The organism is Bradyrhizobium pachyrhizi (assembly GCF_029714545.1).
Lineage (GTDB): Bacteria > Pseudomonadota > Alphaproteobacteria > Rhizobiales > Xanthobacteraceae > Bradyrhizobium > Bradyrhizobium pachyrhizi.
Genome location: NZ_CP121667.1, coordinates 6,449,362 through 6,462,097 on the forward strand (window position 1 = coordinate 6,449,362; position 12,736 = coordinate 6,462,097).

The following is a 12,736-nucleotide window of genomic DNA, read 5'->3' on the forward strand; positions in this document are numbered from 1 at the left end:
GCAGTGCCCGAGAAAACCACAGCTCCCGTCATTGTTCCTGATCCGGACGATCCGCGCCTGACGGAGCGCGTGGTCGGCGTCGATCAGACCGGCGTGCGGACCGAGATCAAGGTGCCGGTCGAGCGGCCGCTGACGCTGTACCTCAACGCGCAGGAGATCGTCACGATGATGACGATCAACGACTATCCCGAATACCTCGCGCTCGGCTACCTGTTGAACCAGAACATGCTCAAATACGACGACGTCGTCACCGAGGTCGAATATGACGACGATCTCGAGGTCGTCGTGGTGCGCACCGCGCACCACACCAATTTCGAGGCCAAGCTGAAGAAGCGCACGCAGACCTCGGGCTGCGCCCAGGGCACGGCGTTCGGCGACCTGCTCGAAGCCGTCGAGAAGGTGGCGCTGCCGAAAGCCGAACTGCGGACCTCCTGGCTCTACCGGATGACGCACGCCATCAACACGATGCCCTCGCTCTATCTGGAAGCCGGCGCGATTCACGGCTGCGTGCTGTGCAAGGAGGCGACGCCGGTGTGCTACACCGAGGACGTCGGCCGGCATAATGCCGTCGACAAGATCGCGGGCTGGATCTATCGCCACAACGTCGATCCGGCCGACAAGATTCTCTACACCACAGGGCGGCTGACCTCGGAGATGGTGATCAAGACGGTGCGGATGGGGATCCCGATCCTGGTCTCGCGCTCCGGATTCACGGCGTGGGGCGTCGATCTGGCGCGGCAGGTCGGCCTGACGCTGGTCGGGCGCGCCCGCGGCAAGCGCTTCATCGCGCTGTCGGGCGAGGAGCGGATCGTCTACGACCAGAACCTCGACTATGTCGAAGAGGAATCGATGCGTCACAAGCGCAAGGGCGAAACCGGCCATGACTGACATTCCGGGGACTAACATCCCGGGCGTGCTGCTCGCCGGCGGCCTCGCGCGCCGGATGGGCGGCGGCGACAAGCCGATGCGCAAGATCGCGGGCCGCACCATTCTGCAGCGGGTGATCGACCGTCTCGCTCCGCAATGCAGCGGGCTGATCATCAACGCCAATGGCGACCCGGCGCGCTTCGCCGCGTTCGGCCTTCCGGTCGTCGCCGACGATGTCGCCGACTATCCCGGCCCCCTCGCCGGCATCCTGGCCGCGCTCGACTGGGTTGCGGCCCATCGGCCGGATGCGAAATGGGTGCTGAGCGCCGCGGGCGACTGTCCGTTTCTGCCGCGCGACCTCGTCACGCGCCTCGAAGAAGCGCGTCGAGCGCAGAATGCCGAGCTCGCGGTCGCTTCATCCGGCGGGCAGACGCATCCGGTGATCGGCCTCTGGAGCGTGCGCCTGCGGAACGAATTGCGCCAGGCGCTGGTCGTCGAGGACGTGCGCAAGATCGACCGCTGGACCGCACGCTATCCACTCGCAACGGTCGAGTGGCCGACCGAGCCGCTCGATCCGTTCTTCAATGCCAACACCGTCGAGGACATCGCGGAAGCCGACCGCCTCGCCGCGCTCGACGGCGGCTGATGTCCGCCGTCCGGCTCAGCTCGGCCACGGCGTATTGCGGATCCGGGTGCAGGCATTCGGCCTGTGAAATGTGGGATCGCGCTCCGCGACGAAGTCGAAATTGACCGTGCCGAACGTGGTCTGCGGCTTCTTCAGGGCCGAGCAGGTCTGAACCTCGATGAACTCGTTCTTGAAATCGCCGCGGGGCAACGCTGCAAGGACGCCGTCGCGCTGCTCAGCCGTGTAGTCATCGTATCCGACGCCGACGGCATTGACCAATACGCCCGCATTGGTGAGCGCGATCTCCGGCCGCATGTATTGCGGAATGCCGGGCGTGGTGTGCAAGGCGATCGCCTCCCACACCAGGTCCGCTTTGGGCTCGGCGATGCCGTGGCTCCTGAGAAATTTGCGCGCCGCATCGGCGCCGTCGACCTCAAACCGTTTGGTCTCGGTATGAAAATGATCGACGAGTCCGAGATCATGAAACAGCGCGGCAACATAAAGCAGTTCGGCGTCGAACTTCAGATTTTGCCTGGCACCCTTGAGCGCGCCGAACACAAACACGCGGACCGAGTGATTGAACAACATCTCGGTCTCATATTGCCGCACCAACTCGGCGGCCTCCCGCGCGATCTTGCTGTCCGGGATTCGAATGCCGGAAATCGTGTCCGCCATCATCGCACTCCTGCCCTGTGTAGCGTCCCGGATGCATGCACTGGACGGCCAATGGCGTCACGATTCATGCGCGCCGGCACTCCGCTGCAGTGAATCGTACCCCACTACCTAACCCGCGAACCGGCAACCGGAAGGCCCCTGCTGCGTGAAGATTCTGCAGTGAGATCGTGAGGCTGGTGCAATACGGAAGGCGCGATCGGGTTCAGCCGATCGTGCCTGGCCTGATCCAGCCGAAGCCTGACCGGAAGTAGCCGGCACAGGCTCCGCCGGGTCGCGGCGATCAGTGCCCCGCAGCAATCCGGGTCGGGCCGCATACGTCGTCCTGCGCATTGTTGCCGCCGTCGTGGCCGCGGCCGTTGTCCTTCATCCGGCCGTGATCGCCATCGCAATTGACGGGAGCGAACGACACGCCGCGATAGACCATGCCGAACGCCGGCGGCACAACGACGTCAAAGGCTTCGTTCGCCGGAAGCGTCGTCGCCGCGACCTTGTCCGTGATGGTGACGACTTGATTCGGATCGGCGCCGGGCTCGACCGAGTTGCCCACGGTCGACGTCACCGCGAAAAGCGTCGCGGTGCCATCGCGGTTGATGCGGCCGGTGATGTTGCGCAGGCCGCCGGTTGCCGGATCGGTCGGATAGCCGTTGACATGATAGAGCGTGCCGAGGTTCAGGCCCTTTTGCAGCGTGTAGGCAAGGCTCCAGCTGCCGTTGGCATAGATCCATTTCTGAAGGCCTGCGGTCGGCGACGTGGCCGCGTCGGCGAGATTGCCGTCACCTTCCTGGGCGACATAAAGCGTCGTCGCATTGGCGAACCAGATGCCGAAGGGATAGAAGCCGCTCGCGCCGGAGTTCGCCGAGGGATTGTTTGGGAAACCCGGAAGAATGCTGAACGTCGTCGACGCGGCCGTACCCGTCGTCGGCAACACGCCCGGCTGGCCGACCTGATAGACGGTGTTGATGCCGTTGCTGCCGCTGCCCTTGGTGACGTAAAGCGTGTTGCCGGAGATCGCGAGGCCGCGGAAATTATCGTCCTTGCCGGACTTGTCGGCAGCAAAGCCGAGCTGGGCAACCGAGAAGCCGAACTGGAAGCCATTCTTGCTGCCGGCCGTGCCCTGCTGCACGCCGACCACGGCGTCGGAACCATCGACACCGGGCGTCGCAAGTTGAACGCCGGTGTCGTTGACAACGAGCACCGGCTGGGTGCCGCTGCCGTTGCCGGCATTGCCGACGGTGAAATACTGGTCGGCCTGGGTGCCATTGACCTTGTTTGCGCGGATCGCGCCACGGCCATTGTCGCCGCTATAGACGTTGACCTTGGTCCGATGCAGCGAGCCGTCGAAATCCAACTCCGCGACCACGCGCGCATGCACGCCGGTGTCCGGATTGGTGGGGTCGACGTGGTTCGGTGAATTGGAGTTGGAAACGTCCAGTTGGTTCACCGCCGCGTCGTAGCCCATGAAGGTCACGGCCTTGCCGTCGGGCGACAAATGCAGCGATAGTTCAGACTTGGAGCTGAAGCTCGTCACCGCCACGTCCGCCGGGACGGTCAGCGCGCCGAATTCGCGCAGCCGGCGGCCTTCCAGATGAAATTTCTTGATCACCACCGGCGCGGTCACGCCGAAATTCGAGTCCACGGCCACGTTGTTGAAGACCCCCGGATAGCTGCCGTCCGCCACAGCCGTCGCGCCGGTCGGCAGCGTCTGGCCTACGGTGACGGTCGATGGGTTGCCGGCGTAGACCGCGGTGCTGACCAGCAATTCGTGCGGATTGCCCGCGGTCTGGGACAACGCCGGATGGACCGCAAAAAGCACCGGTGAGAGCGTCGTGCCCGCGATCAGGCGCCGGACAATGGCGCGGCGAGATGTTTGCGGAGTTGTTTGCGATTTGGCGATCGATTTGAACATGCGAAGACCCCCCATTTTTTGAAAATTGGAATGGGTTCCTCATACGGGGCCGATCGCAACATTCGTGTGACAGATTGCCGCAGCTTGTGTTCACGTTCCGGAAATCTCGCCGCTCGCATGCCCGCCGATGCGGGAGACGCTAAAGGGCGATGAGATCGGGTCGGATCGTCATCGCGCCTTGGCTCATGGTTCGAGCATGATCGCCGCGCAAACGCTTCGCGTTGATCGCTTAGCTGGCCCGTCCGCCAACCCGGCCGACCCGATCCGTTTCGATCGCCCGCAGATAGTCCAGCATCAGACGGCTGGTTGCCGACAGATGCGCGGTGTCGCGGACCACGATCTTCAGCTCGCGCCGTCCCCAATCGTCGCGCAGCGGGATCGCACGAAGGCCCATGCCGGCGCCGACCACCTCGAAGGCGCGGTCGGGGATCAGCCCGAGCCCCATATTGGCCTGCACCATGCGGCAGACCGCATCGAAGCCGGGCACATTGATGCGCAGCCGCATCGCCTTGCCGGCTTGCGTCGCCGCATATTGCGAGCGCAGATAGATCGAGCTCGCGGTGTGCAAGCCGATATGGTCGAAATCGAGCGTCTCGGTGAACAGCAATGTCTCGCGGCCGGCCAGCCGATGGTCGGCGCGCATCACCACCACCAGATTGTCGTAGCGATAATGGAAGGCCTCGAGCGCGCGGCTGTCGGCCTCGGCCGAGCAGATGCCGATCTCGGCCGCGCCCTCCTCGATGCCGCGCACCACCTGCCCGCTCGGCCGCTCCTGCAGATCGACGCGGAGCAATTCATGTGCCGCGAAGAAGGCGGAGAGATCCTCGGGCAGGTATTGCACGATCGCCGAGAGGTTGGCGAGCATGCGGACATGGCCACGCACGCCTTGCGAATATTCCGATAGCTCGACCGCGATCTTCTCGACATTGAGCAGCGTCACCCGGGCGTGGTGCAGCAGCGCCTCGCCGGCCGGCGTCAGCGCCATGCCCTTGGCGAGCCGCTTGAACAGCGTGACGCCGAACGCCAGCTCGAAATCGTTCATCCGCTTCGACACCGCCGACGCCGCGATCCCCTCGCGCTGCGCGGCGCGGGTGAGGTTCTGCTCGTCGCAGACCGCGACGAACAGGCGAAGCGTTGTCAGGTCGACCCGGCGCGTCAGCGCGGTCTCCGCCGGCGTGGCGGCGCGCGGAAGGTCTGTCACGATGGAGGAGATCGGCATGGACGGCGTTCCCCGGGAAAGAACGCAGCGTAGCGCTGGAGATGGCGCGGAAGATTCCAAAGCAGTGCGGGATGGATCGGAATATTGGTAAATGATTCCAAGAATGACTGAGTTGGACGGTTTTCATCCCAAAGCGGTCACCCGCCGCTGTTGTTACGAGCGCAGTTCGTCACCGTCATCCCAGCGACAACGGCGAAGCCTTTGGGCGGGGATGACGGGGTTGGATGGGCCCCTGAAAAAAAACGCGGCTCCGAGGCGCCGCGTTTCAACCTTGTCGGTCGACCTCGCTCGTCAGCCCGCAGCCTTGGCCGGGACATCGCGCTGGCGCTTCATCACGATCTTGTTCAGCGCGCCAAGATAGGCCTTTGCGGAGGCGACCAGCGTGTCCGGATCGGCGGCGCGGGCGGTCATCGAGCGACCTTCATGGGCCAGACGCACCGAGACTTCGGCCTGCGCGTCGGTGCCTTCGGTCACCGCGTGCACCTGATAGAGCTCCAGCTTGGCCTCGTGCGGCACCAGACGCTTGATGCAGTTGAAGACAGCGTCGACCGGGCCGTTGCCCTCGGCCTCCTCGATCTTGATCTGGCCGTCGACGTCGAGCTTCATGGTCGCGCGCTGCGGGCCATGGGTGCCGGCGATCACGGTCAACGAGGTCAGCTTGATGCGGTCGTGGGCGGCCGCCATCTCCTGGTCGACCAGCGCCTCGATGTCCTCGTCGTAGATGTCCTTCTTGCGGTCGGCCAGCGCCTTCATCCGCGTAAAGGCATCCTCCAGCTGGTTGGCACCGAGCTTGTAGCCCATCTCCTCCAGCTTGTGGATGAAGGCGTGGCGGCCGGAATGCTTGCCGAGCACCAGCGAGGACTGCTTCAGGCCGACCATCTCGGGCCGCATGATCTCGTAGGTCGAGGCGTCCTTCAGCACGCCGTCCTGATGGATGCCGCTCTCATGCGCGAAGGCGTTACGGCCGACGATTGCCTTGTTGTACTGCACCGGGAACGAGGTGGCCGCGGACACCACCTTTGAGGCGCGGGTGAGCTGCGTGGTGTCGATCTTGTTCCAGTACGGAAACTTGTCGTTCCGCACATTGATCGCCATCACGATCTCTTCCAGCGCCGCATTGCCGGCGCGCTCGCCGATGCCGTTGACGGTGCACTCGACCTGCCGCGCGCCGCCGACGACGCCGGCCAGCGAGTTCGCGACCGCCATGCCGAGGTCGTTGTGGCAGTGCACCGAGAAGATCGCCTTGTCGGAGTTCGGCACCCGCTCGATCAGCGTGCGCATGAAGTTGGTGTATTCCTCCGGCACCGTGTAGCCGACGGTGTCGGGAATGTTCACCGTGGTGGCGCCGGCCTTGATCACCGCTTCGACAATCCGGCACAGATAGTCCATTTCGCTGCGGGTACCGTCCTCGGCCGACCATTCGACGTCGTCGATCTGGTTGCGGGCGCGGGCGACCATCGCGACCGAGGTCTCGATGACCTCCTCGGGGGTCTTGTTCAACTTCACCCGCATATGCAGCGGCGAGGTCGCGATCACGGTGTGGACGCGGCCGCGGCGGGCGAACTTCACGGCTTCGGCGCAGCGGTCGATGTCGGCCGGATGGGCGCGAGACAGGCCCGCGATGACCGAGTTCTTGGAGCGGCGGGCGATCTCGCTGACCGCCTGGAAATCGCCTTCCGAGGTGATCGGGAAGCCGGCCTCGATGACGTCGACCCCCATGTCGTCCAGGAGCTCGGCGACCTCGAGCTTCTCCTCGAAGGTCATGGTGGCGCCGGGGCACTGCTCGCCGTCGCGCAAGGTGGTGTCGAAAATGATGACGCGGTCCTTCTCGGACTTGTTCGCGGTGGCCATGTCAGAAATTCCTTTAAGCTTTGCGCCCGTCATGTTGCTCCTTGAGCAATCACTTGGGCGATATCAGGGTTCGGTGATCTCGTACAAACCCCTGAGTGCCCAGGCGCAAACGCCCAGCCGGCCCTCAGGGGCAGGTAAGAAGAAGGCCGCCAATAAGCAGGGTGGGCGCTGCGGCAGGGATCGTGGCGGTAGCCTCGGCCACCTCCCCCGAAATCCCATCAATTTGGCCGCGAATCAGCATTGCCAGACCCTGTCGAGCGCCAAAATCCTCGGACAAAACCATTGACGGTTGGTTGCCGGGACGCGCTGTGCGCCGTCGTTCTAGACGATTATGGCAAGCTGCCGCAATGGGTAAAGATGGTCAGGTGGGTTGACCTATCGTTGCCGCATGGCTAGGCGCGATCCACCCCTTTCTCGTCCCCTCACCTCCGCCCGCGCGAAGACGCGCGCAGGCTCGACGGCGAGCGGCCGTAGAGGTCAGCGAAGGCGGCGTTGAAACGGCGGACGCTGCCGAAGCCGGCGCGGAAGGCGATCTCGGTCATAGCGTCGTCGGTGGTGTCGATCAGGCGCTTGGCGCGCTGCACGCGACGCGTGGTCGCGACCTGTTGCGGGCTGGCGCCGACATGGCGCTCGAACAGTCGGGCGAGGTGGCGCGCGGTGATGCCGAGCCGGTCGGCCAGTGCAGCGACCGAGCCGCGCTCCAGCGCGCCGCCGTCGATCAGCTTCAGCGCGCGCGCAACCGTGGAGCGCGTGCCGTTCCAGGCCGGACAGAACGGCGCGGTTTCGGGACGGCAGCGCAGGCACGGCCGATAGCCCGCCGCCTCGGCTGCGGCGGCGGTCGGGTAATAGGTGACGTTGCGCGGCAGCGGATGCTTCACCGGGCAGACCGGGCGGCAATAGATCCGCGTGGTCCTCACCGCCGTGAAGAAGCGGCCGTCATAGCGCGCGTCGCGCCGCAGCCGCGCAGCGTTGCAGACATCGAAGCTGAGCATGGGCGGAGTCTAGCGCGTCGCGCGATCAAGGAAAGCGGCCCAAGATGATGAGGTCCGATTCCGGCCAGCGCGACCCGCAGCGCTGACCTAGATCGATCCGATCGATCAACCCGGAGACATCGCCATGACCAACCCGGCAGCCAGGGAAGCCAGCAAGCAAATTGTCCTGAACGCCTGGCAAACGTTCAGGACCCGCGACGCCAAGCTGATTGCCGCGCTGTTCGCGCCGGATGCCGAATGGATCGCGCCCGCCGGCAACGCCACCGCGGTCGCGCTCGATCACGCCGACCACATGATCGGCGCTGACGCGATCGCCCGCTTCATCTCGACCGAGATGCACCGCCTGTTCTCCGAGATCGACATCGCGTTCCGCGCCGTTCATGCCGACGGCGACAGCGTGATCGTCGAGGAGCGCATGCGCGCGACGGTGCCGGGCGGCCGACGCTATGAGAATGACTACTGCTTCGTGTTCGTGGTCGAGGCGGGCCGCATCAAGCAGGTGCGGGAATACATGGATACCCGCAAGGGCTGGCAGATGGTGTTCGGAGAAACTTCTCATTGACACTCACGCCCGGGCCACTCTTCTCCCCACCCTCCCCCGCAAGGGCAGGGCAATCGCATTTGGAATGAACCGATTCTTCCGCGCCGTCATGGCCGGGCTTGTCCCGGCCATCTACGTCTTTTCTTTGCGTGGAAACGAAGACGTGGATGCCCGGGACAAGCCTGGGCATGACGAGTTTGTGGGAACTCCGATTGCCTCAAACGGCCATATGCGATTGCCCTACCCGCTAGGGAGGAGGGAGCCTGACGAGTGCGCTTCCCTGACGTAATCAAGCGTGCGCGAGAGAAAACGCGGCCCCAGTCCTTCGCATTCTACTTGTTCTTCGCCACGGCCTTCTCGCCTGCGCCGCCCTTGCCTTCCGCCTCCAGCGCCCCACGGACGCGCTTGAATTCGCTCAGCTCCGCCTTGTCGACCTCGGGGAATTTCAGATCGAGCCCGTCGAGCGCATTGACGATGGTCGAGCCGATCACGACGCGGGCGAACCATTTGTGGTCGGCGGGCACGATTTGCCAGGGTGCCTCCTTGGTTGCGGTGTGATGGATCATGTCCTGATAGGCGGCCTGATATTTGGCCCACAGCTTGCGCTCGGCGACGTCGGCCATCGAGAACTTCCAGTTCTTGGCCGGCTCCTCGAGCCGGTCGAGGAAGCGCTGGCGCTGCTCCTCCTTGGAGACGTTGAGGAAGAATTTCAGGATCACGGTGCCGTTGCGCGCCAGATAGCGCTCGATCGCCGAAATGTCCTCGAAGCGCTCGCGCCAGATGTTCTTGGTGACGAGGCGCTTCGGGATCTTCTGCTTGCCGAGCACCTCGGGATGCACCCGCACCACCAGGCACTCCTCGTAATAGGAGCGGTTGAAGATGCCGATGCGGCCGCGTTCCGGCAGCGCGATCATCGCGCGCCACATGAAGTCGTGGTCGAGCTCCCTGGTCGAGGGCTGCTTGAAGGAGGAAACCTCGCAGCCCTGTGGATTGACGCCCTCGAACACGCTCTTGATCGCGGAATCCTTGCCGGCGGCATCCATGCCCTGGAAGATCAGCAGCAGCGACCAGCGGTCCTGGGCGTAGAGCTTCTCCTGGAAGTCGTTGAGCCGCTTGCGGTTGGCCTCGATGATCTTGCCGCCGGCGTCCTTGTCGATGCCGCCCTTCTCGGCGGTCGGATACGATTTGAGGTGAAATTCGCCCGACCCGTCGAAGCGGAACGGCGCGACGAAGGGCTTCAGTTCATCGGCGAGCGATGGGGACGGTTTGTTGCTCATGGCTTCTCGACGGCTTGCGTGGCGATTTGATCCGGTCGATCACGCTACCAAGAATGCCCTTGGGCAGGAAGATGATGAACAGTACCAGCAGCACGCCATAGACCAGATTGTCCCAGCCGACCGCTTTGGTGCCGAAAGAGATGCGCAGCACCTCGGCCAGCACGATGGTGATGACGGCGCCGACCGTCGGTCCCAGCGCGACATAGACGCCGCCGACGATCGCCGCGAACACCATCTGCAGGGAGACCGCGATGCCGCTCACCGTGTCGGGCGAGATGAACATCTGGTACTGGCAGTAGAGCGCGCCCGACAGCGCGGTCATCAGCGCGCTGATCAGGGTGATCTTGAGCTTCTCGGCGGTGACGTTGACGCCGGCCGCAGCCGCAGCGTCCTCATCCTCCGAGATCGCCTCCATCGCGTGGCGGATCATGCTGCGATCGATCGCGCGCCAGATCACGAGGCCCGCGATCCAGACAGCGAGCGCGATCAGATACCAGGTGGTCTTGTCGTCGAATTGCAGCGCGACCAGCCCCTTGCCGCTCGGGGCGCGCTGCGGCGTGTAGCCGAGCGAGCCGCCGGTGTAGTCGCGGGTCGCGGTGATGACCTGCAGCACGATGCCCGACAGCGCCAGCGTCACCAGCACGAAATAATGCCCGGTGATGCGAAAGCGAAAGCAGGGATAGGCGACGACGAGCGCGAGCACGCCGGCGGTCGCCATGCTGAGGGGAATGCCGATCCAGGGCGACACGCCGAGATGGTTCCACAGCAGCGCGGTGACATAGGCGCCGATGCCCATGAAACCGCCATGGCCGAGCGAGACCAGGCCGAAGCGCCCCATGATCGACCATGAGGTGTACGCGAACGACCAGATCAGGATCAGCACCAGCACGTGCAGATGATAGGGATCGCGATGCACGAAGGGCACCGCGACGAGCGCGATCAGCGCGATGATCCAGCCGGCGGCTTGCCTGTTCACGAGCGCCTCGCCAGCAGGCCCGCGGGCCGGATGAACATCATGACGATGAAGAATGCGAAGGCCAGCACGTAGCCCCATTCGAGATCGGAGAACAGGCCGCCGAGCGAGATGATCTCGGCGAACACGAAGGCGGCGATGAAGCCGCCGATGAAATTGCCGAGCCCGCCGAGCACGCAGATCAGGAAGGTGATCGGCCCGAACGACAGGCCGACGAACGGATGCACGTCATATTGCAGCACCAGGAGGCAGGCGGCGAGGCCGGCGAGCCCGCCGCCGATCGCCGAGGTAACGAGATAGATGCGCTTGGGGTCGACACCCATCAGCGGCATGATCTGGCGGTCCTGCGCGATGGCGCGGATCGCGGTGCCGGTGAAGGTGCGGGTCAGGAACAGATAGACGCCGATCATGCCGAGCAGCGCGGCGGCGAACGACAGCAGCCGTGCGTAGCTGAAATTCATCTCGCCGAGCGCGAGCACCGGCAGGCGGATGCCGAGATTGCGGAAGTCGATGCCGAAGGCGACGGTGGCAAAGCTCTGCAGGATGAACAGCACGCCGCCGGTGGCGAGCAGCTGGTTGATCGGCGGCGCGGTCAGGAGCGGCGCGATCACGAAGAAATGCAGCGCGCCGCCGAGCAGCGCGACGAGCAGGATCACGAGCGGCGCAGCGGCCCAGTACGGCAGGCCGTAATACTGCACGAGATAATACATGCCGTACATGCCGATCATCACGAGCTCGGCGTAGCAGATCCAGGTGACGTCGATGACGCCGAAGATCAGGTTGAGCCCGAGCGCGAGCAGCGCCAGCACGCCGCCGAGCAGGATGCCGTTGATGACGGCCTCCAGCAGGTAGATGTCGAAGATGTCGAGGAAGGATTGCATGGCTGCTGCCTTAGAGCGTGACGTGGTCTAGCTGAACTAGCTCGACCGTCATCCTGAGGTGCGCGCCCTTGCGCGCCTCGAAGGATGCACGGCCCGTATGTGGCCGATTCATCCTTCGAGGCTCGCTACGCTCGTACGTCCCGAGCGAACGCAAACGCGTTCGTCCGGGGATGACGGGGAAGTGTGTGAGCGCGTCTGCCCGATCTGTTGTCATCATCCCCTACACCCCGAGATACGCCTGCTTGATGGTGTCGCTGGCCGCGAGTTCCGCCGCTGACCCGGCGGCGCGGATGCTGCCGGCTTCCAGCAGATAGGCGCGGTCGACCACGCGCAGCACCTGCTGCACGTTCTGCTCGACGATCAGGACCGTCAGCCCGGAGGCGCGGATCCGCTTGACGAGCTCGAACACCTGCTGCACCACGACCGGCGCGAGCCCGGCCGACGGCTCGTCGAGCAGCAGCAGTTTCGGATTCGACATCAGCGCACGGCCGATCGCGCACATCTGCTGCTCGCCGCCCGACATCGTGCCGGCCATCTGCTGCTGGCGTTCCTTGAGCCGCGGGAACAGCTCGAACACGAAGTCGAGCCGCTCGGCGTAATGCGCGCGCGCGCCGGGCATGTAGGCGCCCATCTTCAGATTGTCGGCGACGGTGAGCCGCGGAAACAACCGGCGATTTTCCGGCACATGCGCGATCCCAAGGCTGACGATGCGATGCGGGGGCGTCGCGATGACGTCGGTGCCTTCCATCGCGATCGTGCCCCTGATCGGTCGGATCAACCCGGAAATCACCCGCATCAAGGTGGTCTTGCCGGCGCCGTTCGGGCCGATCACGCCGACTGCCTCGCCCGCCTTGACGTCGAGGCTGACGTCGAACAGCGCCTGGAAGCTGCCATAGCCCGCGTCGATCGATTTCAATTCCAGCATGCGC

12 protein-coding genes are annotated in these 12,736 nt (G+C 64.6%); 3 read left to right on the forward strand and 9 right to left on the reverse strand.

From position 1 onward, the window contains the following. Positions 1–3 precede the first annotated feature (3 nt). Both QA639_RS30670 and mobA read left to right on the forward strand, forming a co-directional pair. A complete protein-coding gene (locus QA639_RS30670; protein ID WP_283087943.1) occupies positions 4–888 on the forward strand; it encodes a formate dehydrogenase accessory sulfurtransferase FdhD in 885 nt (294 codons plus the stop codon). Beyond that, positions 881–1,513 (forward strand): molybdenum cofactor guanylyltransferase MobA, encoded by a 633-nt coding sequence (gene mobA / locus QA639_RS30675; protein WP_028332432.1) that lies wholly within the window; start codon positions 881–883, stop codon positions 1,511–1,513. Before QA639_RS30670 ends, mobA begins: the two co-directional genes overlap by 8 nt. 15 nt (positions 1,514–1,528) lie before the next feature. On the opposite strand, the gene QA639_RS30680 is transcribed toward mobA, so the two are convergent. From QA639_RS30680 to QA639_RS30700, 5 genes are all read right to left on the reverse strand, one after another. Then, complete coding sequence (locus QA639_RS30680; protein WP_283087944.1) at positions 1,529–2,167, reverse strand: HD domain-containing protein; 639 nt, start codon at positions 2,165–2,167, stop codon at positions 1,529–1,531. A 280-nt stretch (positions 2,168–2,447) separates the two neighbouring features. Continuing rightward, the gene (locus tag QA639_RS30685; protein ID WP_157348182.1) at positions 2,448–4,073 is read right to left on the reverse strand and encodes a hypothetical protein; all 1,626 of its coding nucleotides are present in this window, start codon (positions 4,071–4,073) and stop codon (positions 2,448–2,450) included. Between the two features lie 229 nt (positions 4,074–4,302). Continuing rightward, positions 4,303–5,292, reverse strand: coding sequence for a LysR family transcriptional regulator (locus tag QA639_RS30690; RefSeq protein WP_050385465.1), 990 nt, complete (start codon positions 5,290–5,292; stop codon positions 4,303–4,305). A gap of 291 nt (positions 5,293–5,583) precedes the next feature. Next, positions 5,584–7,143, reverse strand: a complete 1,560-nt coding sequence (locus QA639_RS30695; protein WP_157348183.1) for a 2-isopropylmalate synthase — start codon at positions 7,141–7,143, stop codon at positions 5,584–5,586. Positions 7,144–7,565: 422 nt separating this feature from the next. Then, positions 7,566–8,135 carry a bifunctional transcriptional activator/DNA repair enzyme AdaA gene (locus QA639_RS30700; protein ID WP_157348185.1) on the reverse strand — a complete coding sequence of 190 codons (570 nt, stop codon included), beginning with the start codon at positions 8,133–8,135 and terminating at the stop codon, positions 7,566–7,568. 124 nt (positions 8,136–8,259) lie between these two features. Between QA639_RS30700 and QA639_RS30705 the strand changes: the two genes are divergently transcribed. After that, on the forward strand, positions 8,260–8,697 hold the full coding sequence (locus QA639_RS30705) for a nuclear transport factor 2 family protein (RefSeq protein ID WP_028332437.1): 438 nt from the start codon (positions 8,260–8,262) through the stop codon (positions 8,695–8,697). A gap of 311 nt (positions 8,698–9,008) precedes the next feature. On the opposite strand, the gene QA639_RS30710 is transcribed toward QA639_RS30705, so the two are convergent. The 4 genes from QA639_RS30710 to QA639_RS30725 form a co-directional block, all read right to left on the reverse strand. After that, a complete protein-coding gene (locus QA639_RS30710; protein ID WP_028332438.1) occupies positions 9,009–9,953 on the reverse strand; it encodes a polyphosphate kinase 2 family protein in 945 nt (314 codons plus the stop codon). Next, a complete protein-coding gene (locus QA639_RS30715; RefSeq protein ID WP_028332439.1) occupies positions 9,919–10,929 on the reverse strand; it encodes a branched-chain amino acid ABC transporter permease in 1,011 nt (336 codons plus the stop codon). Before QA639_RS30715 ends, QA639_RS30710 begins: the two co-directional genes overlap by 35 nt. Next, positions 10,926–11,807, reverse strand: a complete 882-nt coding sequence (locus tag QA639_RS30720; RefSeq protein WP_018272975.1) for a branched-chain amino acid ABC transporter permease — start codon at positions 11,805–11,807, stop codon at positions 10,926–10,928. The genes QA639_RS30715 and QA639_RS30720 overlap by 4 nt, the downstream gene beginning before the upstream one ends. 220 nt (positions 11,808–12,027) lie before the next feature. Further along, on the reverse strand, positions 12,028–12,732 hold the full coding sequence (locus tag QA639_RS30725) for an ABC transporter ATP-binding protein (protein ID WP_157348186.1): 705 nt from the start codon (positions 12,730–12,732) through the stop codon (positions 12,028–12,030). Positions 12,733–12,736 lie beyond the last annotated feature (4 nt).

Excerpts from the sequence above, each read along its gene's own strand:
- QA639_RS30720 (WP_018272975.1), bottom strand. The coding sequence starts at position 11,807 with ATGCAATCCTTCCTCGACATCTTCGACATCTACCTGCTGGAGGCCGTC.
- QA639_RS30680 (WP_283087944.1), bottom strand. The coding sequence starts at position 2,167 with ATGGCGGACACGATTTCCGGCATTCGAATCCCGGACAGCAAGATCGCG.
- QA639_RS30725 (WP_157348186.1), bottom strand. The coding sequence starts at position 12,732 with ATGCTGGAATTGAAATCGATCGACGCGGGCTATGGCAGCTTCCAGGCG.
- QA639_RS30700 (WP_157348185.1), bottom strand. The coding sequence starts at position 8,135 with ATGCTCAGCTTCGATGTCTGCAACGCTGCGCGGCTGCGGCGCGACGCG.
- QA639_RS30685 (WP_157348182.1), bottom strand. The coding sequence starts at position 4,073 with ATGTTCAAATCGATCGCCAAATCGCAAACAACTCCGCAAACATCTCGC.
- QA639_RS30705 (WP_028332437.1), top strand. The coding sequence starts at position 8,260 with ATGACCAACCCGGCAGCCAGGGAAGCCAGCAAGCAAATTGTCCTGAAC.
- QA639_RS30710 (WP_028332438.1), bottom strand. The coding sequence starts at position 9,953 with ATGAGCAACAAACCGTCCCCATCGCTCGCCGATGAACTGAAGCCCTTC.
- QA639_RS30695 (WP_157348183.1), bottom strand. The coding sequence starts at position 7,143 with ATGGCCACCGCGAACAAGTCCGAGAAGGACCGCGTCATCATTTTCGAC.
- mobA (WP_028332432.1), top strand. The coding sequence starts at position 881 with ATGACTGACATTCCGGGGACTAACATCCCGGGCGTGCTGCTCGCCGGC.
- QA639_RS30690 (WP_050385465.1), bottom strand. The coding sequence starts at position 5,292 with ATGCCGATCTCCTCCATCGTGACAGACCTTCCGCGCGCCGCCACGCCG.